This is a genomic window from Pseudomonas sp. RC4D1 (assembly GCF_018390395.1).
Lineage (GTDB): Bacteria > Pseudomonadota > Gammaproteobacteria > Pseudomonadales > Pseudomonadaceae > Aquipseudomonas > Aquipseudomonas danubii.
Window position 1 is genome coordinate 134328 of sequence record NZ_JAHBAW010000001.1, and the last position, 23912, is coordinate 158239.

At 61.6% G+C, this 23912-nt stretch carries 17 protein-coding genes and 1 pseudogene; 9 read left to right on the top strand and 9 right to left on the bottom strand.

Features of this window, described 5'->3' with window-relative positions; genetic code table 11:
* The first annotated feature begins 1 nt into the window (after position 1).
* The 3 genes from KHO49_RS00615 to KHO49_RS00625 all read left to right on the top strand — a co-directional run bounded on the left by KHO49_RS00615 (position 2) and on the right by KHO49_RS00625 (position 4398).
* Positions 2-448, top strand: coding sequence for a GNAT family N-acetyltransferase (locus KHO49_RS00615; protein WP_102881351.1), 447 nt, complete (start codon positions 2-4; stop codon positions 446-448).
* 19 nt (positions 449-467) lie between these two features.
* Complete coding sequence (locus tag KHO49_RS00620) at positions 468-1139, top strand: GNAT family N-acetyltransferase (RefSeq protein ID WP_213664467.1); 672 nt, start codon at positions 468-470, stop codon at positions 1137-1139.
* Between the two features lie 172 nt (positions 1140-1311).
* Positions 1312-4398 (top strand): autotransporter family protein, encoded by a 3087-nt coding sequence (locus KHO49_RS00625; protein WP_213664468.1) that lies wholly within the window; start codon positions 1312-1314, stop codon positions 4396-4398.
* 169 nt (positions 4399-4567) lie between these two features.
* Here KHO49_RS00625 and KHO49_RS00630 read toward each other — a convergent pair whose 3' ends face one another.
* Positions 4568-5467 carry a homocysteine S-methyltransferase family protein gene (locus tag KHO49_RS00630; protein ID WP_213664469.1) on the bottom strand — a complete coding sequence of 300 codons (900 nt, stop codon included), beginning with the start codon at positions 5465-5467 and terminating at the stop codon, positions 4568-4570.
* Positions 5468-5577: 110 nt separating this feature from the next.
* On the opposite strand from KHO49_RS00630, the gene KHO49_RS00635 reads away from it, so the two are divergent.
* Together KHO49_RS00635 and KHO49_RS00640 are read left to right on the top strand one after the other, a co-directional pair.
* Entirely contained in the window at positions 5578-6399 is an 822-nt protein-coding gene (locus tag KHO49_RS00635; protein WP_102881355.1) for an ABC transporter substrate-binding protein, read from the top strand.
* The gene (locus tag KHO49_RS00640; protein ID WP_102862364.1) at positions 6396-7232 is read left to right on the top strand and encodes an amino acid ABC transporter permease; all 837 of its coding nucleotides are present in this window, start codon (positions 6396-6398) and stop codon (positions 7230-7232) included. Before KHO49_RS00635 ends, KHO49_RS00640 begins: the two co-directional genes overlap by 4 nt.
* 87 nt (positions 7233-7319) lie before the next feature.
* On the opposite strand, the pseudogene KHO49_RS00645 reads toward KHO49_RS00640, so the two are convergent.
* From KHO49_RS00645 to KHO49_RS00660, 4 genes and pseudogenes are all read right to left on the bottom strand, one after another.
* Positions 7320-7586 (bottom strand): annotated as a pseudogene (locus KHO49_RS00645) (helix-turn-helix domain-containing protein); the annotation flags it as partial.
* Positions 7583-8857, bottom strand: a complete 1275-nt coding sequence (locus KHO49_RS00650) for a HipA domain-containing protein (protein ID WP_213665241.1) — start codon at positions 8855-8857, stop codon at positions 7583-7585. The gene KHO49_RS00650 and the pseudogene KHO49_RS00645, both read right to left, overlap by 4 nt.
* 270 nt (positions 8858-9127) lie before the next feature.
* Positions 9128-10936 (bottom strand): sodium-extruding oxaloacetate decarboxylase subunit alpha, encoded by a 1809-nt coding sequence (gene oadA / locus KHO49_RS00655; protein ID WP_102862366.1) that lies wholly within the window; start codon positions 10934-10936, stop codon positions 9128-9130.
* Between the two features lie 11 nt (positions 10937-10947).
* Positions 10948-12363, bottom strand: coding sequence for an acetyl-CoA carboxylase biotin carboxylase subunit (locus KHO49_RS00660; RefSeq protein WP_025131542.1), 1416 nt, complete (start codon positions 12361-12363; stop codon positions 10948-10950).
* A gap of 189 nt (positions 12364-12552) precedes the next feature.
* Between KHO49_RS00660 and KHO49_RS00665 the strand changes: the two genes are divergently transcribed.
* Positions 12553-13515 carry a LysR family transcriptional regulator gene (locus KHO49_RS00665; RefSeq protein WP_213664470.1) on the top strand — a complete coding sequence of 321 codons (963 nt, stop codon included), beginning with the start codon at positions 12553-12555 and terminating at the stop codon, positions 13513-13515.
* Here KHO49_RS00665 and KHO49_RS30975 read toward each other — a convergent pair.
* From KHO49_RS30975 to KHO49_RS00675, 3 genes are all read right to left on the bottom strand, one after another.
* Positions 13457-13669, bottom strand: a complete 213-nt coding sequence (locus KHO49_RS30975) for a PA3496 family putative envelope integrity protein (RefSeq protein WP_081002137.1) — start codon at positions 13667-13669, stop codon at positions 13457-13459. The two genes, KHO49_RS00665 and KHO49_RS30975, sit on opposite strands and share 59 nt — an antisense overlap.
* 105 nt (positions 13670-13774) lie before the next feature.
* Positions 13775-14641, bottom strand: coding sequence for a transcriptional regulator HexR (gene hexR / locus KHO49_RS00670; protein WP_011064325.1), 867 nt, complete (start codon positions 14639-14641; stop codon positions 13775-13777).
* A 167-nt stretch (positions 14642-14808) separates the two neighbouring features.
* The gene (locus KHO49_RS00675; protein ID WP_213664471.1) at positions 14809-17673 is read right to left on the bottom strand and encodes an EAL domain-containing protein; all 2865 of its coding nucleotides are present in this window, start codon (positions 17671-17673) and stop codon (positions 14809-14811) included.
* Positions 17674-17919: 246 nt separating this feature from the next.
* Between KHO49_RS00675 and uvrD the strand changes: the two genes are divergently transcribed.
* The 3 genes from uvrD to KHO49_RS00690 all read left to right on the top strand — a co-directional run bounded on the left by uvrD (position 17920) and on the right by KHO49_RS00690 (position 21845).
* Positions 17920-20103, top strand: coding sequence for a DNA helicase II (uvrD, locus tag KHO49_RS00680; protein WP_053160506.1), 2184 nt, complete (start codon positions 17920-17922; stop codon positions 20101-20103).
* 322 nt (positions 20104-20425) lie between these two features.
* Entirely contained in the window at positions 20426-21301 is an 876-nt protein-coding gene (locus KHO49_RS00685) for a Tim44 domain-containing protein (RefSeq protein WP_213664472.1), read from the top strand.
* A 136-nt stretch (positions 21302-21437) separates the two neighbouring features.
* Positions 21438-21845, top strand: a complete 408-nt coding sequence (locus KHO49_RS00690; RefSeq protein ID WP_102862372.1) for an SMI1/KNR4 family protein — start codon at positions 21438-21440, stop codon at positions 21843-21845.
* 51 nt (positions 21846-21896) lie between these two features.
* On the opposite strand, the gene KHO49_RS00695 is transcribed toward KHO49_RS00690, so the two are convergent.
* Complete coding sequence (locus KHO49_RS00695; RefSeq protein ID WP_102862373.1) at positions 21897-23660, bottom strand: cation:proton antiporter; 1764 nt, start codon at positions 23658-23660, stop codon at positions 21897-21899.
* Between the last annotated feature and the right edge of the window lie 252 nt (positions 23661-23912).

A 23912-nucleotide genomic window follows, 5' to 3' on the forward strand; every position in this document is an offset into this window, starting at 1 on the left:
CATGAGCCAGATCCAGATCCGCCCGGTTACCACCGCCGACCACGCCGCCTGGCTGCCGTTGTGGCAGGCATACCTGCGCTTCTACGAAACCGAACTGGCGGACGCCGTGACCCAGAGCACCTGGCAGCGCTTCCTCGATGCCCGCGAGCCGACCCACGCGGCCCTGGCCTGGGACGGCGAGCGCGCCGTGGGCCTGGTGCATTTCATCTACCACCGCTCCAACTGGAGCATCGAGAATTCCTGCTACCTGCAGGACCTGCTGGTGACCCCGGACCAGCGCGGCACCGGCGTCGGCCGGCAGCTGATCGAGTTCGTCTACGCCCAGGCGAAACAGGACGGCTGCGCCAAGGTGCATTGGCTGACCCACGAAACCAATGCCACGGCCATCCAGCTCTACGAGCGCATCGCCGAGCGCCCGGGCTTTATCCAGTTCCGCAAACCCCTCTGAACCCGCAAGGAGCCACTGCATGTCGATTTCTCTCGCCGATTGGAAAGGCGTCCCCGCCCCTTCGGCCACCCTGCTTGAAGGGCGTTTCATCCGTTTGGAAAGGCTCGACCCGGTGCGCCATGGCGATGAGCTGTTCCAGGTGCTGCAAGGCCCCGGCGCCGACCCCGTGCTGTGGAACTACCTGCCTTATGGCCCCTTCCCCGAGCGTGCGGCGTTCGATGCCTGGCTCGGTAACCACGCCCTTGCCAGTGACCCGTATTTCTTCACCGTGATCGACCGCGCCAGTGGCCAGGCCCAGGGCCTGATCAGCCTGATGTCCATCGTCCCGGCCCAGGGCCGCATCGAGATCGGCCACGTCACCTTCGGCGCACCGATGCAGCGCTCGCCCAAGAGCACCGAGGCGGTGTACCTGCTGGCCAAGGAAGCTTTCGCCTTGGGCTACCGGCGCCTGGAATGGAAGTGCAACAACGCCAATGCCCGCTCGCGCTACGCCGCGGAACGTTTGGGTTTCAGCTTCGAGGGGGTGTTTCGCCAGCACATGGTGGCCAAGGGGCAGAACCGCGATACCGCGTGGTTCTCGATCCTGGACGGGGAATGGCCGGTGATTGCCAAAGGGTTCGAACAATGGCTCAGCGATGAGAACCAGAGCGGCGCGGGGCAGCTCAAAAGCCTGGCGCAGTGCCGCATGTAAGCTGGCCTACAGGTGCATATGACCGAGTCTTTCGCCGGCCTGGATCGGATCCAGGCACGGCAAAAGATCGCAGCCGAACAGATACGATATAACCCAAGGAATGACTGAGAGCACTTGTAATACCAAACCGCTACATAGGAGGATGGCGAGCCTCTGGAAAAGGAGTTTCTCTATGGCCTTCATACGCCATCATCTTGCAGTGAGCATCGCTTTGATCGTCGCCAACGGACCAATCTCCCAGGCACAGAGCGCAGAAACCCTGATAGACCGCCCCACCAGCCAAACACCGGATGTCCGCAACAGCGAGACCATTACTGTCTCCGCCACAGGCAGCGTGATTGTCAGTGACACAGCGCTGGACCTCTATAGCGGCTACAGCATGAATCAACAGTCCCTCAATAACTCCGGCCAGATCATTTCCACCCAGGGCCGAGCGATCAATCTGAGTCCTCCCGTAAACAACACGTGGATGGGCTCCTACAAGATCCGGAATAATGCAGACGGCCTGATCCAGGGCGTCGAGGATGGCATTCGACTGCGCAGCGACGGCTCTGTGAGCAGCGACATCTACATCAGCAACTCAGGGACCATTGGTTCACTTAACGGCAGCGGCATCGATCTGAGCGCCGCAGGCGGTAAAAATAACTACGCCAGTGTCATCAATGAAAAAACCGGGCTGATCCGCTCGGTATTCAATGACGGGGTCAAGCTTGGCTCCAATGGCAGTATCGAAAACTACGGGGAAATCTCCACCGGCGATGCTCGACATTCCGGCGATGAATTCGACGGCATCGATATGAGTTCGGCCTCCAGAGCAACTGTCTACAACAGAGGTACTGTATCCGGCGGTCGGTATGGCGTGATCGTTGGCCAAGATGCCCTGATCGAGAACAGAACCTTGATTACCGGGCGTAATGGCGCGGGCGTATTCAGCGAAGCCAATGCCGACGTGCGCAACAACTTTGGCGGTGTGATAAGCGGTGGCGCCAATGGCTTGCAAGCCAATGCGGACGGTGACGGCATCAGAATCAAAAACAGCGCAGGGATCTGGAACGAGGGCACGATTCAGGGCACCAGTGCCCGCGGAGTGAACTCATACGGTATAGCCAACACCAGCGAAGGTATTTCCGCTGGTGGCGGCTTCATCATTTTCAACTCTGCCTACCCGCGATCCATCGGAAAACCACCCAGCCTTATCAGTGGTGCCAACAACGGCATCCTGATTGATGACGGCAACGGTGGTTCGGCATTTTCCGCCATCCGAGTACATAACTTCGGCATCATTCAAGGTCTAGACGGGTTCGGGATGAAGTTCGTCGGCAACTTTGCCGATGAAGTAAAAAATGGCGGCCTGATCAGTGGTAGCAACGGCCTGGCTCTGGACATGGGCGGCGGCGACGATACCTTGCAACTGTTTACCGGTAGCCGTTTCGAAGGCCTGGTGGACGGCGGAAGCGGTCACAACACCCTGATCATGGGCGACACTGAAAACAACCAATATGATTCCGGCAGTTTCGGCGAAAGCCGCAACTTCCAGGTCCTGGAAGTTCGCCGAGGTGACTGGACATTGACCGGCGAGGGTGATTTCAGCGAAGGAGCCCATGTCTTTGATTACGCGAGGCTGACCAACCAGGGCGGCATCGCTGGAAATGTACAGGTCGATAAAAATGCGCAATATCGCGGTGGTGGCACCGTCGACAATCTGACGATCAATGGCACTCTTTACACTAGCGCAGGACTGGGAGGACCACAGGTCAATGGTGACCTGGTCATGGGCAAAGGCTCTACCTGGATTGTCGACGTCAATGCCGACGGCAGCGACGGGACAGCTCGGATCACGGGAAACGCCAACCTCACAGGATCGTCGTTACAGATCTATAACAGCAACCCCGAAAACCTGTATCCATGGCACAGCACCTATAGGATTCTGGAAGCCGACAGCATTACTGGTACCTTCCTTTATGCTGGCGAATCAAATTATGCTTTCTACAAAACGACCCTTGCCTACGGTCCGCATACAGTCGACCTGAACCTTACCAGCAACGAGGTGAGTTTCGCCGCCTACGCCAGCACGGCCAATGGTGCCAGGGCCGCGCAAGCCATTGAGTCCACTTATGGAGGGCGCCGGAGTAGGGATCCGATTTTCGGCCCCGGGTATATGCCACGGGCGACTGACGACAGACTCTATAACGCGCTGCTCAACACTACGGAAAGCAGCGCCGGACTGGCCATCGAAAAGCTCGCTGGCAGCGGTAATGCCAACCTCGGTATTGCCACTCTAAGCGCCAGTTCCCTGGTAGGCGCCAGCATGCTCGCAGCCATGCAACAGGCCGGCGGCGGCTCCAGCCTGCTGGTGGGACTCGCCCCTGAACAGACCCCAATTCTCGCCGCCACTGATGTCCCCGAAAGCGCGCGCAACTTGAACGATCCAAACGCCCGCGGTCGCGTGTGGCTGCAAGCACTGGGCGGTTACGGCAGGCTCGACGGCAAACACGGCAACCCAGGCCTCGAGCAGCGCACCAGCGGCAGCGTGCTGGGAGTGGATTGGTCGCTGTCGTCGCTCTGGCGTCTGGGTGTCGTGGGCGGATACTCGAAGACCAATCTGAACAACCACGACATCGACGGAAAACTACACAGCTGGCATGTAGGTGCCTATGCCATGCGCCAAGACGGCCCCCTGGCGATACGCCTGGGAGCGTCATACAGCCACCACGATGGCGATAACAAACGCAGCGTCGAGTTCGACAATTTCAGTGACCGACCAAAAGGCAGCTACGACGCCAACAGCCAACAGGCATTCGCCGAACTCAGTTACACCCTGGGCAGAGGTCACCTCAATATCGAACCTTTTGCCAGCCTGGGCTACCAGCGCTATCACCGTAATCGCTACACCGAAAAAGGCGGCGCGGCGGCACTGGCCGTGCATGAACAGAACCAGGACAACTTCAACAGCACCTTCGGAGTACGTCTGGCCCAACTCAACCAGCTGAAGAACGGTATTAGTCTGACGCCTCGCGCCAGCTTCGGATGGCGTCATACCTATGGCGAACTGGAAAGCGATACGCTTCAGGCATTCGTCATAGGTGGGAGTGCATTCAAGGTCGAGGGCAGTGCCCTGGACCGTGATAGCCTAAGGTTGGAAGCGGGGTTAGATATCGGGCTTTCTGCACGCAACTCTTTGAGTTTCGGCTACAACGGCGAACTAGGCAGCAACAGTCGCAACCATGGCTGGACAGGCCAGTGGCAAATGCGTTTTTGAGCTGCTCTTACGAGTCGATCTTGGGCAAGTCTTAGCTCAGTCTCAGATGGCCAAACTCAATACTGCACGATGATCGCGGCGTATTAAGAGGCATAGAGAGGAGGGCCTTGCCCCCCTCGATGTAAACTGTTGCCGCTGAACCACAGAGTTCCGCAGGCCGGCAAAAAGCTCAATCCAGGTTCTGCGCCAATACCGCAATATGCTCAGGCCCAATGCCGCAGCACCCGCCGACATGGCTGGCACCGCGCTGGTGCCAGTCCGCCACCCATTGCAGATAACCCGGCGGGTCCAGGTCTTCCCGCAGGGGGCACAGGCCGTCGTTGGCGGTGGCATCCTCGGGCTGCGGCGGGAAGGCGTTGGCGTACACGCCGATATGGATCTGCACCCCCAGGCGCTCGAAGGTCTCGCGAGCGGCATCCACCGCCGCACCAATCACTTCCGGCTGGCTGCAGTTGAACAGCAGGGTCTGCACGCCCAACTGCGCCGCCACCGCCGCCGCTTCAGCCACCGGCTCGCCGGAACGCAGGCGCGGCACTTCATCGACCTCTTCGTCCTTGAGGGTGAAGGACAGCCAGAACGGCTTGCCGTCCTTGGGCAGTCCGGCGTGGATGGCCCGCGCCTCGGCGATCGAGCTTTGGGTTTCTGCGAGCCACAGGTCCACGAAAGGCGCCAGCCCTTTAACCAGTGGGCTCAGCACTTCCTCGACCCGGGACGCATCGAACAGGTCCGGGCGATAGGAACCGAACAGCGGCGGCAACGAACCCGCCACCCGCACCGGCTTGCCGGAGGCCTCTACTGCGCGGCGCGCCAGCTCACCGGCCAGGGCCGCCAGGGCCTGGCCTTCGGCGGCAAAACGCTCTTCACCGATGTGGAAAGGCACCACGGCGTAGCTGTTGCTGGTGATCACGTTGGAACCGCTGGCGATATAGGCCGCATGCACCGCCTCCACCGCCTGGGGGTCCTCGCTCAACGCCAGGGCCGACCACTCGGGCTGCCGGAACGGCGCACCACGGCGCTGCAACTCACGACCCATACCGCCATCCAGAATTACCGTGCTACCTGCGCCCATATGCTTTTTACTCATATGCTTATGAAAATAACTCACTACCGGAGTCGTTCTTATAACTATTAAATACGCACCATTCGGTTAATAACAACTCTTTTTCAGTCAGGATTCCGATGAATTTCAAACCGCTGCTGGCCCTCGGCCTGACCCTGCTTACCGCCTCTTCCCAAGCCTTCGCCGGCGCCACCCTGGAGCGTATCGAGCAGAAAAAGGAGCTGGTCGGAGTGCTGATGGAAAGCTACCCGCCCTTCTCGTTCCTCAATGACCAGAACCAGCTGGACGGCTTCGACGTCGACGTGGCCAAGGCCGTGGCCGACAAGCTCGGCGTCAAGCTGCGCCTGGAAACCCCGTCTTGGGATGTGATCGCCGCGGGACGTTGGAGCGGACGCTACGACATCTGCATCTGCTCCATGACCCCGAGCAAGGCCCGCGCCGAAGTCTTCGACTTCCCGGTGCAGTACTACGCCTCGCCGGCGGTGATTGTGGTCAACGCCAAGGATGATCGTATCCACAGCGCCAAGGACCTGAGCGACAAGAAGGTCGGCCTGACCGCCGCCTCCAGCTACGAGAGCTACCTGAACAAGAACCTGGTGATCGAAGGCGCCGAGGACACCCACCTGCAATATCCCTTCGAGAACGTACAGATCGCCCCCTACGACACCGACAACGTGGCCTTCCAGGACCTCGGCCTGGGCCCGGGCGTGCGCCTGGATGCGATCCTCACCAACCTGGTCACCGCGCAACCGCGGCTGACCCAGGATGCGCGCTTCAAGCTGGCCGGCGAGGCCTTGTACGCCGAGCCCAACTCGGTGGCCATCGAGAAAGGCGATGCCCAGTGGAACGCCAAGGTGCGTGAAGTCTTCGCCCAGTTGAAGCAGGACGGCACCCTGAGCAAGCTGTCGCAGAAATGGATCGGCGCCGATATCAGCCAATGACTGCCTACACGCCACCGCCTCAGCCACCGCAACCGGTGGCTGAACCGCTGCTCAAGCGTCTGCTGGGCTTTCGCACTCGTCTGTACCTGACCTGGGCGGCGCTGCTGGTGCTGTTCGCCAGCTTCTTCCTGAGCTTCGACCTGAAGTTCTCGATCATCCTCGACAAGCTGCCGAACCTGCTGGGCCTGCACCTGTCCCCCAGCGGCTTTCTCCAGGGCGCGGCGCTGACCCTGTTCCTCTGCGCCTGCTCCATCGTCGCCTCGTCGCTGCTGGGCTTTGTCACCGCCCTGGCCCGCCTGTCTTCCAGCGCCGTGGCCTTCGGCATCGCCAGCTTCTATGCCTCGTTCTTTCGCGGCACGCCGCTGCTGATCCAGATCCTGCTGATCTACCTCGGCCTGCCGCAACTGGGGGTGGTGCCGGGCGCCATTACCGCCGGGATCATCGCCCTGTCGCTGAACTACGGCGCCTACCTCAGCGAGATTTTCCGTGCCGGCATCCTTGGCGTGCCCCACGGCCAACGCCAGGCGGCCCTGGCCCTGGGCATGAGCGACAGCGTGATCTTCTGGCAGGTGACCCTGCCACAGGCCATGCGCACCATCATTCCGCCGGCCACCAACCAGTTCATCTCGATGCTCAAGGACTCGTCGCTGATCTCGGTGATGGGCGTCTGGGAAGTGATGTTCCTGGCCCAGTCCTACGGCCGCTCCAGCTACCGCTACATTGAAATGCTCAGCACCGCGGCGCTGATCTACTGGCTGCTGTCCATCGGCCTGGAACTGATCCAGGCACGGATGGAAAAGCATTACGGCAAAGGCTACGCCAAGCGCGGCTAAGGCTCAGGCAAGCGTCGAAGGCCCGGGAATACCCGGGCTTCTTGCCGAGCGCTCAAGTTCATCGAGCAGCGAACGGGCGCGGCTGGTCTTCTGCACCTTCACCACCCCCATCTGCAAGCCGAACGGCTTGAACACCGCGTTCAATGACTTGAGGGTCGGGTTGCCGTCACCGTGTTCGATGTGGATCAGGGTGCGCAGGGAAATCCGGCACATACGGGCAAACTGGCTCTGATGCAGCCCCGTGACTTCAGTGCGCAGGCGCTTGACCGCGTCGCCAAGCGACAAGCGACCGCCCGCCAGCTCCTGCTGGATGTGGTCGATCAAGGCCCCGCGTTCTTCCAGCGTCATGCTCATCGCAATCCCCACTCCTGCAGGCGTCGGTCCAGGTGGCGCAGGTGAATGCGCGGATGATTGAAGGTGGCTTCGGGCAGGCCGCCGGCACTCAACAGGTCCGGCAGGGCCCGCAGGTGTTCGGCATCTGCGCGCAGGCGCGTCAGGGCGGCCTCGGGATCGAGCAGCGGCTTGAGGCTGGCACACACCAGGCGCCAGTCGACGTCACCGGCTACTTCCATGCGTCCGGGCCATTTGGTGGTGCGGGCAATCCCCTGGTCATCCATGACCTTGGGCGCCAGGTCATGGATCGGGGCCAGGCGCACCTCTGTATCCGTGCGAACCACCGCAAGCGTGCGGCCATGATTGTCCGTGTTGCCGAGGATCCTGTTGAGCAGATCGCGCCGCAGGTAGTCCGCCACCAGTTCGGGGATCAACGCCTCCTGGCCGGTGGCGCGCCACAGTTCGGCGAGGATCCCCAGCACTTCGGTATGGCGCATGCCTTGGCCATGGCCCACCAGCCCGGCCAGGGAGTAGATCGACTCCACCGCCAGGCACTCGACTCCGGCGGGCGTTAGCCGACGGTCAAAACGCTGCATCCACAGGCTTGGCCGCCGCCCCTCTTCCAGCGCCAGCCCAGACGCCGGGAAGGTCTCGATATCCAGCTGCTGCAGCGCCCGGTAGTAATGGAACTCGCTTCTGAGGATGTCGCAGGCATTCGGCGAAGCCGGGTGACGGGGGAACTTCACCCACCAGTGACGCGCTGCACAAGCGTCATCGAGCAGCGCATCGGGGTACAACAAGCCCTCGCGGTTTTCTGTCAGCAACAGCTTGGGCGCTTCGTCGCCGATGCTCGCCGTGCCACCAAAAGCCGCCGCCTGCTCATGGGCGTATTCAAGAAAACGGTTATCCAGGGTCACCACCTGTTCCCGCGTGAAGCCCAGGGCCGGACGCCTGTGCAACCCCGCCAGGGACTCCTTGATCCGCAGATGGCCAATGGGCGCCGCAGTGCTTCGGGCCAGGAGGAACAACTCGCTGCCCATGCCATCGGGCCGCTCATGGCAGATCTGCCGGAGCAAAAAGCTGCGCGCCGCCGGCGTTGCGATCAGGTCATAAAGAAAGGCCGGAGCCCGGTCCTCTCGCCAGGGCTCCCACCCCAAAGGTATCTGTGCACTGACCGAGCGGCCCAGCGGGCTGGCAACAGCGTCCAGGTTGTCCACCAGATACTGCGGGACATAACCAAAGCTGCAAGGGCTGGCAAAGCCCTCTTCAGGGTTGTCGAAACTCAGGGTCATGGCATCGGCCCACGCCCCTGCGCCGTAGAGCTGCAACGTCAGCCGGAGCATTGGGGTACCTGTCATTTGCTGCACTTCAAGAGACGTTCCGCTTCAATCATCCGTGCATTATATTGCAGTTTTTCAAAGCCAATATGCCTATAAGTGCATCAAAATGCATTTCAATAAAATATTCCTCCCATAAAGTGCATTAAAAGACACTTCATAAAAGCAAAAAAAAGGGGAGCCGTAGCTCCCCCGAGGTAAACCGTTGCAGATGAGGGCCTGAATTCAGCCCTCGATTTCGATGAGGATTTCGCCCGGGTTGACCCGGTCGCCCTTGGCCACGTGAATCGCCACGACCTTGCCGGCGACGGCCGCCTGGACTTCGGTTTCCATCTTCATGGCTTCGGTGATCAGCACCGCCTGACCTTCCTTGACCACGTCGCCTTCCTTGACCAGCACATCGACGATGTTGCCCGGCATGGTGGTGCTGACATGGCCCGGGGCGCTGGCCTGTTTGCGCTTGCTGGTGCCGCCGCCGACGAACTCGTTGAGTGGCTCGAACACCACTTCTTCCGGCATGCCGTCGATGGACAGGTAGAAGTGGCGCTTGCCTTCGGCCTTGACCCCGACGCCAGTGATGTCGACGCGGTAGGTTTCGCCGTGGACGTCGATGACGAACTCGGTAGGCACGCCTTCACCGCCCGGCTTGCTGACGCCACCGGCTTCGGGGATCGGCAGCAACGCTTCCGGAACCAGGGTGCCGGCCTCACGCTCTTCGAGGAACTTGCGTCCGATGTCCGGGAACATGGCGTAGGTCAGTACGTCTTCTTCGGAATGGGCCAGGGCACCGATTTCGCCGCGCAGCTTGGTCATTTCCGGTTTCAGCAGGTCGGCCGGACGCACATCGATCACATCCTCGCTGCCGATGGCCTGGCGCCGCAGGTTTTCGTCCACCTGACCCGGGGCCTTGCCGTAGCCGCCTTGCAGGTAGAGCTTCACTTCGTTGGTGATGGTCTTGTAGCGCTCGCCGGCCAGGACGTTGAAGAACGCCTGGGTGCCGACGATCTGCGAGGTCGGGGTCACCAGCGGCGGGTAGCCCAGGTCGTGACGCACCCTCGGGATCTCAGCCAGCACTTCGCCCATGCGGTTCAGCGCGCCCTGCTCTTTCAACTGGTTGGCCAGGTTGGAAATCATCCCGCCCGGCACTTGGTTGACTTGTACCCGGGTGTCGACCGCGGTGAACTCGCTTTCGAACTGGTGGTACTTCTTGCGCACGGCGTAGAAGTACAGGCCGATCTCTTGCAGCAGCTCCAGGTCCAGGCCGGTGTCGAACTCGCTGCCTTTAAGGGCCGCAACCATCGACTCGGTGCCCGGGTGACTGGTGCCCCAGGCGAAGCTGGAGATGGCGGTGTCGATATGGTCGGCGCCGTTCTCGATGGCCTTGAGCTGGCACATGGCAGCCAGGCCGGCGGTGTCGTGGGAGTGGATGAACACCGGCAGCGACAGCTCGGCCTTCAGCGCCTTGACCAGCTCGCCGGTGGCATAAGGGGTCAGCAGGCCGGCCATGTCCTTGATGGCGATGGAGTCGCAGCCCATGGCTTCCATCTGCTTGGCCTGGGCCACGAAGGCCTCGATGGTGTGCACCGGGCTGGTGGTGTAGGCAATGGTGCCCTGGGCGTGCTTGCCGGCGGCTTTCACCGCTTCGATCGCCACCCGCAGGTTACGTACGTCGTTCATCGCGTCGAAGATGCGGAACACGTCGATGCCATTGACCGCGGCCTTGGCCACGAAGGCTTTGACCACGTCATCGCTGTAGTGGCGATAGCCCAGCAGGTTCTGCCCGCGCAGGAGCATTTGCAGGCGAGTGTTGGGCAGCGCCGCGCGCAGTTGGCGCAGGCGCTCCCAGGGGTCTTCCTTGAGGAAGCGCACGCAGGCGTCGAAGGTCGCGCCGCCCCAGACTTCCAGGGACCAGTAGCCGACTTTGTCGAGCTTGTCGCAGATCGGCAGCATGTCTTCGGTGCGCATGCGGGTCGCCAGCAGCGATTGGTGGGCGTCGCGCAGGATGGTGTCGGTTACATGAATCTTCTTGGACATTGTTTTATTCCTCACAGGCCTGCGTGGGCGGCGATGGCGGCGGCGATGGCCAGGGCCAGCTCTTCGGGTTTGCGCTTGATCGAGTAGTTGGTCAGTTCCGGATGGCTTTCAACGAAGCTGGTATTGAACTGGCCGCTACGGAATTCCGGGTTACGCAGGATTTCCTGGTAGTAGGCGGCGGTGGTCTTGACCCCTTGCAGACGCATGTCGTCGAGGGCGCGCAGGCCACGGTCCATCGCTTCTTCCCAGGTCAGGGCCCAGACCACCAGCTTCAGGCACATGGAGTCGTAGAACGGCGGAATGGTGTAGCCGGTGTAGATCGCCGTGTCGGTGCGCACGCCGGGGCCGCCGGGGGCGTAGTAACGGGTGATCTTGCCGAAGCTGGGGAGGAAGTTGTTCTTCGGGTCCTCGGCGTTGATCCGGAACTGCAGGGCGAAACCACGGTGGTGGATGTCTTCCTGCTTCACCGACAGTGGCAGGCCCGAGGCGATGCGGATCTGCTCGCGGACGATGTCGATGCCGGTGATTTCCTCGGTGATGGTGTGTTCCACCTGCACCCGGGTGTTCATCTCCATGAAGTACACCTCGCCCTCGGCGAGCAGGAACTCCACGGTGCCGGCGTTCTCGTAGCCCACGGCCTTGGCCGCGCGCACCGACAGGTCGCCGATGTAGGCGCGCTGTTCCGGGGTCAGTTGCGGGCTCGGGGCGATCTCGATGAGCTTCTGGTTGCGGCGCTGGATCGAGCAGTCGCGCTCGAACAGGTGCACCACGTTGCCAAAGCTGTCGCCGAGGATCTGCGCTTCGATGTGCTTGGGATTGACGATGCACTTTTCCAGGAACACTTCCGCCGAACCGAAAGCCTTGGTGGCTTCGGAAATCACTCGGGGGAACGCCTGCTCCAGCTCTTCACGGCTGTTGCAACGACGGATGCCGCGGCCGCCACCACCGGAGGTGGCCTTGAGCATCACCGGGTAGCCGATGCGGTCGCCTTCAGTCAGGGCTTCGTGGATATCCGCGACGTTGCCTTCGGTGCCTGGGGTCACCGGCACGCCGGCCTTGATCATGCTGCGGCGGGCTTCAGTCTTGTCTCCCATGCGGCGGATGACTTCCGCCGACGGGCCAATGAATTTGATTCCACGTTCGGCGCAGATGTCCGCCAGTTCGGCGTTTTCCGAAAGGAAACCATAGCCGGGGTGCAAGGCATCACAGCCGGTTTCCACCGCCAGGTTCACCAGTTTGCGGGGGTTCAGGTAGCCGGCCAGCGGCTCGGCGCCAATGCTGTGGGCCTCATCCGCACGCTTTACATGCAGGGCATGGCGATCAGCGTCGGAGAAGATCGCTACCGAACGGATGCCCATCTCGGCGCAGGCACGCACGATTCGTACGGCGATCTCACCACGGTTGGCGATCAGGATCTTTTTTATCACTTGGAGGTTCCCTTGAGCCGTTGGAACAAACGACCCGCTAGACCGAGTCGGCGCGTGACCAGATGTTTCAAGTCAGTCGCCGCGTCACACTAGCTCTGCAGAGGGATTAACAAAAATCAATAATTATTGGGTTGGCCATAAGTAAAGACTTATAGTTGTGCTACCAGCCCTTGGCGCGAGCACTGAAAAATGCGTAAGTCCTTGATGAGACTGACATTACGTCAGTTGCAGATTTTCAATGAAGTCTGCGATCTACGCTCCTACAGCCGCGCCGCCGATGAAATGAATCTCACCCAGCCCGCGGTCAGCCTGCAGATCCGTCAGCTGGAGGAGCTGATCGGCCAGCCGCTGTTCGATTACGTGGGCAAGAAGCTCTACATGACCGAAGCCGCCGAGGCCGTGCAACGGGCCAGCCGGGACATCTTCGGGCGCCTGGAAAACCTCGATATGCAGCTCTCGGACATGCAGGGCTCGCTGCAGGGCCAGCTCAAGCTGGCGGTGGAATCCAGCGCCAAGTACTTCGTCCCGCACCTGTTTGCCGCCTTCAAGCGCCAGCATCCGGAAGTGCACTTGCAACTGACGGTGGTCAACCGCGCCCAGGTAATCCGCCGCCTCTCGGACAACCGTGATGACCTGGTGATCATGTCCATGGTGCCCCAGGACATGGAGCTGGAGTTCCTGCCCTTCCTCAACAACCCCATCGTCGCCGTGGCGCCGCCGGATCATCCCCTGAGCCACATGGGTCCGCTGCGCCTGCAGGACCTGGAGCCCTACACCCTGGTGCTGCGCGAGCCGGGCTCGGGCACGCGCCTGGCCTGCGAGGAGTACTTCAAGGAGAAGCGCGTGCACTTCACCCAGATCCTCGAAGTGTCGTCGGCGGAAGCTCAGCGTGAATGTGTGCGGGCGGGTCTGGGCGTGGCCTTGCTGACGCGCCACGCCCTGAACCTTGAGTTGGCGACCGGCGGTTTGATCGAGTTGCCGGTCGAAGAGCTGCCATTGCTTCGCAGCTGGTGCCTGGTACAGGCCAAAGCCAAACGCCTGTCACCGGTAGCGCATGCGTTCCTGGGATTCATCCGCAGCGAACGCGTGCAGATCAGCGGGCTGGTTGAACGCTTCGACGGGAAGCCGCGGGTGCCGCCTGCCAGTAATTGACGGCCTCAAGCTCGGGGTAATCGTTGATTTGCTGCTGCAACTGACGCAGCTCGAAGCGGTGTTCGATCGCACGACGAAATTCCATGCGGCGCTGGTCTTCCTGCTGACGACGGGTCTTGACTGCGCTGTTGCTCTCTTCGTAAGGCCGGGCCATTTCGAGTCTCCCAATGCGAGTACGGGAGCTTCACGATGGACGTCGGCGGTTACGGTTTGGCGGCGGGTCGGTTACAGGACGATGAACATTCGCCCCTCTCCAGACTCAATCGTCCAGGGCTTTGACCGACTTGGGCGACAGACGCAGGCTGCGAAGGCTGCGCTTGACGCTCTTGAGGTGGTTCACCAGGCTCGGCCCGCGGGCCATGGCCACGCCCATGGCCAGCACGTCGATCACCACCAGGTGGGCGATACGCGAGGTCAGCGGGGTATAGATCTCGGTGTCTTCGTGCACATCGATGGCCAGGTTGACCGTGGACAGCTCGGCCAACGGCGTCTGGCTCGGACACAGGGTGATCAGCGAGGCGCCGCTTTCACGCACCAGATTGGCGGTGATCAGCAGGTCTTTGGAGCGCCCGGACTGGGAAATACAGATGGCCACGTCGGTAGGCTTCAAGGTCACCGCCGACATCGCCTGCATGTGTGGGTCGGAATAGGCCGCCGCAGTCAGCAGCAGGCGGAAGAACTTGTGCTGGGCATCCGCCGCCACCGCGCCGGAAGCGCCAAAGCCATAGAACTCCACGCGCTGGGCCTGGGACATGGCCGTCACCGCCTGCTGCAGGGCCACCGGATCGAGCTTCTCGCGAACTTCCATCAGGGTGTGCAGGGTGGTGTCGAAGATCTTCAGGCTGTAGTCAGCGACAGAATCGTCTTCATGGATCGCGAACTGGCCAAAGCTGGCACCGGCGGCAAGGCTCTGGGCCAACTTGAGCTTCAAGTCCTGAAAACCGGAGCAACCGATGGCCCGACAGAAACGCACGATGGTCGGTTCGCTGATGCCCACGCTGTGGGCCAGGTCCGCCATGGAACTGTGCATCACGGCCGCAGGATCAAGGAGCACGTGATCGGCGACCTTGAGTTCCGATTTGCGTAACAAATGACGTGACTGGGCGATGTGCTGCAACAGGTTCAAAGGGCTGGACTCATTGTTATTGGCTGACGCCGGGGATGTAGCAAGCTTGTAGTTATACTACAGGAATCGTCTTTTTGCCTGTTCAATGCATCATCAATTTGCCGGCCTGCCCCCCATTTTCAGCCGGGTACGACTTATGTAGCCGTTGTGGCTGGCGTCGCCGCCCACTAGCGAGACTGGGCCTGCAACAGCTGCGCGAGCGCTTCGGCATTCACCGGACGACTGATCAGGTAGCCCTGCACTTCATCGCAGTGTTCGGCCCGCAGGAAGGTCAACTGCGCCGGATCCTCGACCCCCTCGGCCACCACTTTCAGCGACAGCCCGTGCGCCATGGCAATGATTGCCCGGGTAATCGCCGCATCCTCACCACCTTCGGCAAGACCACGGATAAAGGCCTGGTCGATCTTCACGTAGTCCACCGGAATGCGCTTGAGGTAGCTCAGGGACGAGTAGCCCGTGCCGAAGTCGTCAATGGCCAGCTTCACTCCCAGATCACGCAGTTGCTGGAAGGTCGCGATGATGTGCTCGACGCTGTCCAGGAGCTGGCTTTCAGTCAGCTCCAGCTCCAGGAAATGCGGCGCAAGGCCGGTTTCTTCCAATACCTGGCGCACCAGGCTCACCAGCTTGCCTTGGCGCAGTTGATACACCGACAGGTTGACCGACACCCGAATCGGCTCCAGCCCCTGGCGCTGCCAGTCGCAGGCTTGGCGGCAGGCCTGGCGCAACACAAATTCGCCGATGGGCCCGATCAGCCCGGTCTCTTCCGCCAGGCCGATGAAGTCCCCCGGCGGCACCCGGCCCATGGTCGGGTGATCCCAGCGCACCAGGGCTTCGGCAGCATTCAGCCGGCCCGTGGCCAGGCACAGCTTGGGTTGGTAGAACACCATCAACTGGCCTTCTTCGATGGCCTTGCGCAGCTGGTTCTCCAGTTGCAGACGCTCCAGGGTGCTGGCCTGCAGGCTCTCGGTATAGAACTGGAAGTTGTTGCCGCCCAGGTGCTTGGCGTGGGCCATGGCCATGTTCGCCTGACTGACCAAAGCAGCAATCTCCCGGGCGCTGTCCGGCAGCATGCTGATGCCCATGGAGGCGCTGACCACCAATTCATGGCCATCGACGGTGATCGGCAGGCGCAGCTTGCTCAGCAGCCGAGTCGCCACCCGCGTCAGGCTCGACAGGCTGCCGTAGGCGTCGAACAACACAGCGAACTCATCCCCGGACAGCCGGGCGATGGTGTCGGCCTCCGGCAGGGCATTGACCAGTCGCCTGGACATCTTCTGCAGCAACTGGTCGGCCACTTCATGGCCGAGGCTGTCGTTGAGCAACTTGAAGCGATCCAGATTGATGTGCAGCAAGGCCAGGCTGCGGCCGCCCTGGCGTACCCGTTGGTGGGCCTCGCCCAGGCGCTCGCGAAACAGGGAGCGGTTGGCCAGCCCGGTGAGTTCATCGTAGTGAGTGAGGTAGCGCATGCGCTCCTCGGACTCGCGCCGAGCCGAGAGATCGGCGAAGAAGCCCACGATGTGGCGGATTTTCCCTCGCTTATCCCGCACGACGTTCAATTGCAGCCATTGCGGATAGAGCTCGCCGTTCTTGCGGGTCTCCACCAGCTCGCCCTGCCAACTGCCGTGCTGCTCCAGGGCCTGATGAATCAACGGGTAATGCCGGCGGGCATCGCGGCTACAGGACAGTTCCACCACATTGCGCCCGAGCATGTCCTCGATCTGATAGCCCGTGACCTGGCTGAAGGCCTGATTGGCGGCGATCAGGGCGTACTCGGGGTCGAGGATGACGATGCCTTCACTGGCCGCCTCGAACACTGTCGCCGCCAGATTGCGCTGCACCTCCACTTCCTTGTCGGCGCTGATATCCCGCCGCGTGCCCACCATACGCAACACCCTTCCACCAGGACTGCGCTCCACCGCCCTGCCCCGGTCCTCGATCCACACCCAATGGCCGTCGCCATGGCGCACCCGGTACTCGACCTGGTAATCCTCGCTGCGGCCCTTGAGATGCTCCACCAGGGCACGTTTGAGCAGCGGCAAATCCTCGGGGTGCAGGCGCGGCTTGAGATGGCTGAGCATCGCGGTGACGTCTTCGGGCTCCAGGCCAAACAGTTCCTTGATCTGGGTGTGATGGATTTCGTCGGTCTGCAGGTTCCAGTCCCAAAGTCCCAGCTCGCTGGCATTCAGGGCCAGGGCCAGGCGCGCCTCGCTCTTGCTCAGGGCCTGGTTGGCCTGGTCCAGTTCCAGGCTGCGCTGGGCCACCCGCTGCTCCAGTCCCGCCTGGGCTTCACGCAATTGTTCTTCGGCCCGTCGGCGCTGTTCGATCTCACGGGCCAGCTCGCGGTTGAGCTGGCTGCCGCGGCTCTGGGCATCCTGCAGATGCTCGATCAGCGCCTGATTCTGAAAGCGCCGCAACAGGCCTCGCTGAATCAGGCGGTTGACCTGCCAGGCCACCACGCTCAGGGATACCAAGAGAATCAGCCCAAGCCAGCCCCAGCCGCGCTGCTGATCGTCTCCGCCCCAGAACAGATAGGCGATGGCCGGTAACAGGCAGGGCAATGTGAAGGAGAGAAAAGCCTGCAGGCTGACCGCGTAGGCCACGCTGGCGGAAAGAATCGCCGCGCCGATCAGGCCGAAAACCCAGGCCTGCTGCAAAAAGCTGTCGGTGGGCACCAGGGCGATGCCGGCGCAGGCCAGGGTCAGGCCACTGACCGCCGACCCCAGAAGAAACATGCGCTGCCAGATGGGCTGCGCCTGGCGACTGGGAATCGCCGAGTCGAACGCCGCCACCTGGATCACCCGCAAGGCCACCAGGGCCAGCAGCCAGACCATCCACACGCTGAGCAACAGATAGCGCGCCGGACTCCAGAGCAACCAGGTGCACACCAGACCGTTGAGCAGCATGAAAAGGGTCGGCAGCAGCGAGCCCTGATACAGCAGGCGCGTACGCTCCACTGCCATCTCGACGGCGTAATGCTGGCGGATGCCCCCCGGCGCCATGAAGGGCCCGGACGGGTCGGGGTTAAGTGTCATAGGCAGTATTCTTATAATGTAGAGCCCGAAACGTCGGCGGAGCATACACAAGCACAAGCTCGAGCCAAACTGCTCTGGATCATAAAATCGATAAAACAAATCCCTCCGTAATCCGCCGTGCAAGTGTGCGCGCGAGAGACACCAATGGCTGCGGCCTGTGACCAACCGGTCGTCCCCGGCCGTTGTTTTATCGGCTAATGCAATGCCGGGTTTGCCCGGGGTGACGCGGCCCCCTAGAATGCCCCGATGCGCGATGATCTCTCCCTCCTGTTGAACTCCCTCAACGATGCCCAACGCCAGGCCGTAGCTGCCTCCGTGGGTCGTCAGTTGGTCCTGGCCGGTGCTGGCTCCGGCAAAACCCGAGTGCTGGTGCACCGTATCGCCTGGTTGATCCAGGTCGAGAACGCCTCGCCCCACTCGATCCTGTCGGTGACCTTCACCAACAAGGCCGCCGCCGAGATGCGCCACCGCATCGAACAATTGCTGGGTATCAACCCGGCGGGCATGTGGGTCGGCACCTTCCACGGCCTGGCACACCGCCTGCTGCGAGCCCACTGGCAGGAAGCCGGCCTGAGCCAGACCTTCCAGATTCTCGACAGCGACGACCAGCAACGCCTGGTCAAGCGGGTGATCCGCGAGCTGGGCCTGGATGAGCAGCGCTGGCCGGCCCGTCAGGCCCAGTGGTTCATCAACGGACAGAAAGACGAAGGCCTGCGCCCGCAACACATCCAGGCCAGCGGCGATCTTTTCCTGGCCACCATGCGCGGCATCTATGAGGCCTACGAGGCCGCCTGCCAGCGCGCCGGAGTCATCGACTTCTCCGAACTGCTGCTGCGCGCCCTGGACTTGTGGCGCGACCACCCGGGCCTGCTGGCGCACTACCAGAAGCGCTTCCGCCATGTGCTGGTGGACGAGTTCCAAGACACCAACGCCGTGCAATACGCCTGGCTGCGGCTGCTGGCCCAGGGTGGCGACAGCCTGATGGTGGTGGGCGACGACGACCAGTCGATCTACGGCTGGCGTGGAGCGAAGATCGAGAACATCCATCAGTATTCCGCCGACTTCCCGGACACCGAAGTGATCCGCCTGGAGCAGAACTACCGCTCCACCGCCGGCATCCTCAAGGCTGCCAACGCCCTGATTGCCAACAACACCGGGCGCCTGGGCAAGGAGCTGTGGACCGATGGCGGCGACGGCGAAGCCATCAACCTGTACGCCGCCTTCAACGAGCACGATGAAGCCCGCTATGTCGTGGAAACCATCGAGAGCGCGCTGAAAACCGGCCTGGCCCGCAGCGACATCGCCATTCTCTACCGCTCCAACGCCCAGTCCCGGGTGCTGGAAGAAGCGCTGCTGCGCGAGCGCATTCCGTACCGCATCTATGGCGGCCAGCGCTTCTTCGAGCGGGCCGAGATCAAGAACGCCATGGCTTACCTGCGCTTGCTGGAAGGCCGGGGCAACGACGCAGCCCTGGAACGGGTGATCAACGTTCCAGCCCGGGGCATCGGCGAAAAGACCGTCGAAGCCATCCGCGAGCACGCGCGCCACAGCGATGTGTCGATGTGGGAAGCCATGCGCCAACTGGTGGCCAATAAAGGCCTCACCGGTCGTGCGGCCGGCGCCCTCGGCGCTTTCATCGAGCTGATCGAGAACCTGGCGGCCAAGACCCTGGAAATGCCCCTGCACCTGATGACCCAGACGGTGATCGAGCAGTCGGGGCTGATCGCCTACCACGAAGCGGAAAAAGGCGAGAAAGGCCAGGCCCGGGTGGAAAACCTTGAGGAACTGGTGAGCGCCGCGCGCAACTTCGAGAACAGCGAAGAAGACGAGGACCTGACGCCCCTGGCGGCCTTCCTCGGCCACGCGTCCCTGGAAGCCGGCGATACCCAGGCCGACGAGCACGAAGACAGCGTGCAACTGATGACCCTGCACAGCGCAAAGGGCCTGGAGTTCCCCTACGTGTTCCTGGTGGGCATGGAAGAAGGCCTGTTCCCCCACAAGATGAGCCTGGAAGAACCCGGCCGCCTTGAGGAAGAACGCCGCCTGGCCTATGTGGGCATCACCCGGGCCATGCAGAACCTGGTGATGACCTATGCAGAGACCCGTCGTCTATACGGCAGCGAAACCTACAACAAGGTGTCGCGCTTCGTACGCGAAGTGCCCAAGGGACTGATCCAGGAAGTGCGCCTGTCCAACAGCGTCAGCCGGCCTTTCGGTGGCGGCCAGTCGCAAAGCACCAGCAGCCTGTTCGGCGGCAGCGAGATTCCGGACACCGGCCTGAGCCTGGGTCAGGCCGTGCGCCACTCGGTCTTCGGCGACGGAGTGATCCTCAACTTCGAAGGTGCCGGCGCCCAGGCCCGGGTCCAGGTCAACTTCAGTGAAGGCAGCAAATGGCTGATGCTCGGCTACGCCAAGCTGGAAGCCATCTAACCGCAGACGATCCGCAGGCGCTGGCTTGCCAGCGAATCTTGCTGGTGAAGAACCTCTTCGCCAGCAAGCCGGCTGCTACAGGTCAGCGCAGAAATCGCCCTGATCAGGGCTGGCGTGGTACTGCTGGCAATGCGTCGCTGTTCGGCTTGGGGATTGAACCTAAACCACGTCCTTACAGACAAAAAACCTAGCGGCGAGCATGATTGCGGACAGGGCTGAATCAAGCCTTTCAGGCAAAAGCCCGAAACATTATGCCGCTCGCCACTGACACTTGACCTGTGCAATATGGCGCGCGTGCCATCCACAAATGGGAACCCCCTTTATGAAACGTTTTCTTAGCATCGCCATGGCGCTGTGCATCGGCCTGACGATGAGCCTCGACGCCAACGCCAAGCGCTTCGGTGGCGGCAAAAGCGCCGGCGCTGCCCCGACCCACCAAACTCGCCAGGCGGCGCCAACCACTCCGGGCGCTCCTGCCGCTGCAGCCACCGCTGGCGCAGCCGGAGCTGCAGGTGCCGCGGCCAAGGCCGGTGGTGCTTCGCGCTGGCTCGGCCCTCTGGCCGGCATCGCAGCCGGTGGCCTGCTGGCCTCCATGTTCATGGGTGACGGCTTCCAGGGCATGCAGATCTTCGACATCCTGATCATGGTGGTCATCGCCTTTGTGATCTTCCGCTTTATCGCCGCTCGCCGTCGCAAGCAGCAGGAGCAGTTCGCTCCAGCGGGTCACGCACCGATGCAGCGTGAAGCTTTCGAGCCTCAGCAACCGGCTGGCGGTTCGATCTTCGGTGGCTCGGCAGCACCTGCCGCGCGTCCGGTGATCAACGCTCCGGCCTGGTTCAACGAAGAGCGCTTCATTGAAGCGGCGCGCAATCACTTCCAGTCCCTGCAGCAACACTGGGACGCCAACGAAATGGACAAGATTGCCGAGTTCGTCACCCCGCAGATGCTGCAGTTCCTGAAACAGGAACGTGCCGATCTGGGCGACAGCTTCCAGTCCACCTACATCGACAACCTGCAAGTGCAACTTGAAGGTGTGGATGACCGTGCCGACAAGACCATCGCCACCCTGACCTTCAGCGGTGTATCGAAGACCTCGCGCTTCGACCAGGGCGAAGTGTTCAGCGAAAGCTGGAACATGGAACGCGCCCAGGGCGACAACCAGCCATGGCTGGTGGCAGGTATCCGCCAGAACGGCTGATTCATTCTGCTGTCACAGCTGTAAGGCAAAACCCCGACTCAGGTCGGGGTTTTGCATTTCACGATTGCACTTATAGCGAGCTACTGTATAAACCGCCGTCAAACAACCGCGCCATAGAGCAAAGAGGACCCAGGCCGTGGAAGAAGTCATCGAACAACTCCGAGAAGCCAACGAACCGGTACCCGTCCCCCTGGAACTGCCGGACGAAGACCAACTGGTGGAAATTGAAGAACAGCTGTTCATCAATATCCCGTTCGTCTTCAAAGAGTTCCTGTTGACGGTCAGCGACGTGGTTTACGGCAGCCTGGAACCGGTCACCGTCACCGACCCGCAATCCCACACCTACCTGCCGGAAGTGGCCGCGACCGCCTGGGACCTGGGCGTGCCTCGTGAGCTGATCCCGATCTGCCAGGACGGCGACGACTACTACTGCGTCGAAGAAGACGGCACCGTGGTGCTGTGGTCCGGCGAAGAAGAGCTGATCACCGAAGAGTCCTGGGAATCGGTGTGGCACTGGGCGCGGGACGTCTGGCTGGAAAGCTGAGCCCCCGCCGTTGCAACCGGCTCGCCAGCGCCCTGCTGGCGAGCGGCAAGGTCAATGCCCACCGTTGTCCTTGCTGTGATCGAGGGTTTCGATCAGTGCCACCTGCATCCGCGTGTGCACGCGGATGAACCAGCGCCACAACACCGCGGCCACCACCGCCGCCACCACGGCAATCAGTACCAGCAACTCCAGGGTCGGCAGGATGCTCGACGACAGCGCCGCCAACAGCAGAAAGATCACCAGTAGCGACAGGATCGGAATCACCTCGGCGATCACCCGGCGCACTCGCTGGGTATGACGCCCGGCCATTTCCGCCTTGACCCCCATCTCCGCCAGCAGCATCGACAGCGCCTTGAGCTTGCGGTAGGCGGCAATCAGGAATGGCAGGGACAGCAGCAACGCTGCGCCCCAGATCAGCGCCTTCTGCCAGCTAGGATCACTGACCCATTCCTCCAGATAAGTGCCGATGCGCTTGGCGAAATAGCCGCCGGAAAAGAAGATCGCCACCACCAGCGCCAGATTCACCCCCACTTGCAGCAGGATCTTGCGGATCATCGACGCCAGCAATGCGCCTTCCCCCTGAGGCTGGATACTGCGCAACCACTCCCCATACATGCCCAGCACCCGGCTCAGGCGTTGAGGCAGGACTCCAGCCAGCTTGTGCGACAAAGGATCGGCCGCGCGAATCAGATAAGGCGTGAGCAAGGTGGTGATCGCCGACACGGCAACCGCGACCGGATAGAGAAAATCGCTGGTGACCTGCAGGGTCATGCCCAGGGCGGCGATGATGAACGAAAATTCGCCAATCTGTGACAGGCCCATCCCGACTCGCAACGAGGTCCGTCCATCGTTACCAGCGATAAAGGCGCCCATGCCGCAGGACAGCATCTTGCCCAGCACCACTGCCACGCTGATCACGGCGATGGGCCAGGCGTATTGCAGAAGGATCTGCGGGTCGATCATCAGACCGATGGCGACAAAGAAGATGGCACTGAACAGGTCACGAACCGGCTCGATCAGCCGTTCGATCTTCAGCAACTGACGGGACTCGGCCATGATCGCGCCGATCAGGAAGGCGCCCAGGACCATGCTGTACTCCAGCTTGACCACCAGCAGGCAGAAGCCGAAACACAGCCCTAGCACCGTGATCAGCAGCATCTCGTTGCTGTCGAACCTGGCCACGTAGGCCAAGAGGCGCGGCACCAGCAGAATGCCGATCACCAGCGCCACGATCATGAACAGCGAAAGCTTGCCGACGGTGGAAAACACATCGCCGGAACTCACGGTGCCACTGACCGCAATACTCGACAGCAAGGCGATGATGCCGATGCCGAGAATGTCTTCGACGATCAACACACCGAAGATCAGCTGGGCGAAGCGCTCGTTCTTCATCTTCAGGTCGTTGAGCGCCTTGACGATGATGGTGGTGGAGGAAATGGCCAGGATCGCCCCGAGGAACAGCGAATCCATGGTGCTCCAATCGAACCAGCGACCGATCTCGTAGCCGATCCAGATCATCAGGACGATTTCCAGGAACGCCGCGATAAACGCCGTGGCGCCCACCTTGAACAGCTTGCGCAGGCTGAATTCCAGCCCCAGGCAGAACATCAGGAAAATCACCCCAAGCTCGGCCAGGGTCTTGATGGTCTGTTCGTCGTGGATCAGGCCGAACGGCGGAGTGTGGGGACCGATGATGAAGCCAGCGACGATGTAGCCCAGCACCACCGGTTGCTTGAATCGATGAAAGAGAATGGTCACTACACCTGCGACCAGCATGATCACGGCCAGGTCCTGAATGAAGCTGATGGCATGCATGGCCGGAGTTCTCCTTGAATGCGGGGCGGCGCAGATCGCCTAAAAAGAAAAATCTGATCAGTACAAAGAAATATCCAAAAAATTAGAGGAAAAAGCCCTGAAACGGGTGTTTCGCAGGTTAACACCGGGACTTCTGGCAGAAAGGCGATGCAATATTAGGAAACAGATCCACCGGAGCGTGACGGCACGACGCGGCCCGGCGTCCCGTTATCGATGGTTTGAAAATCCTTGAAACCAGCACCCGCAGAGGTG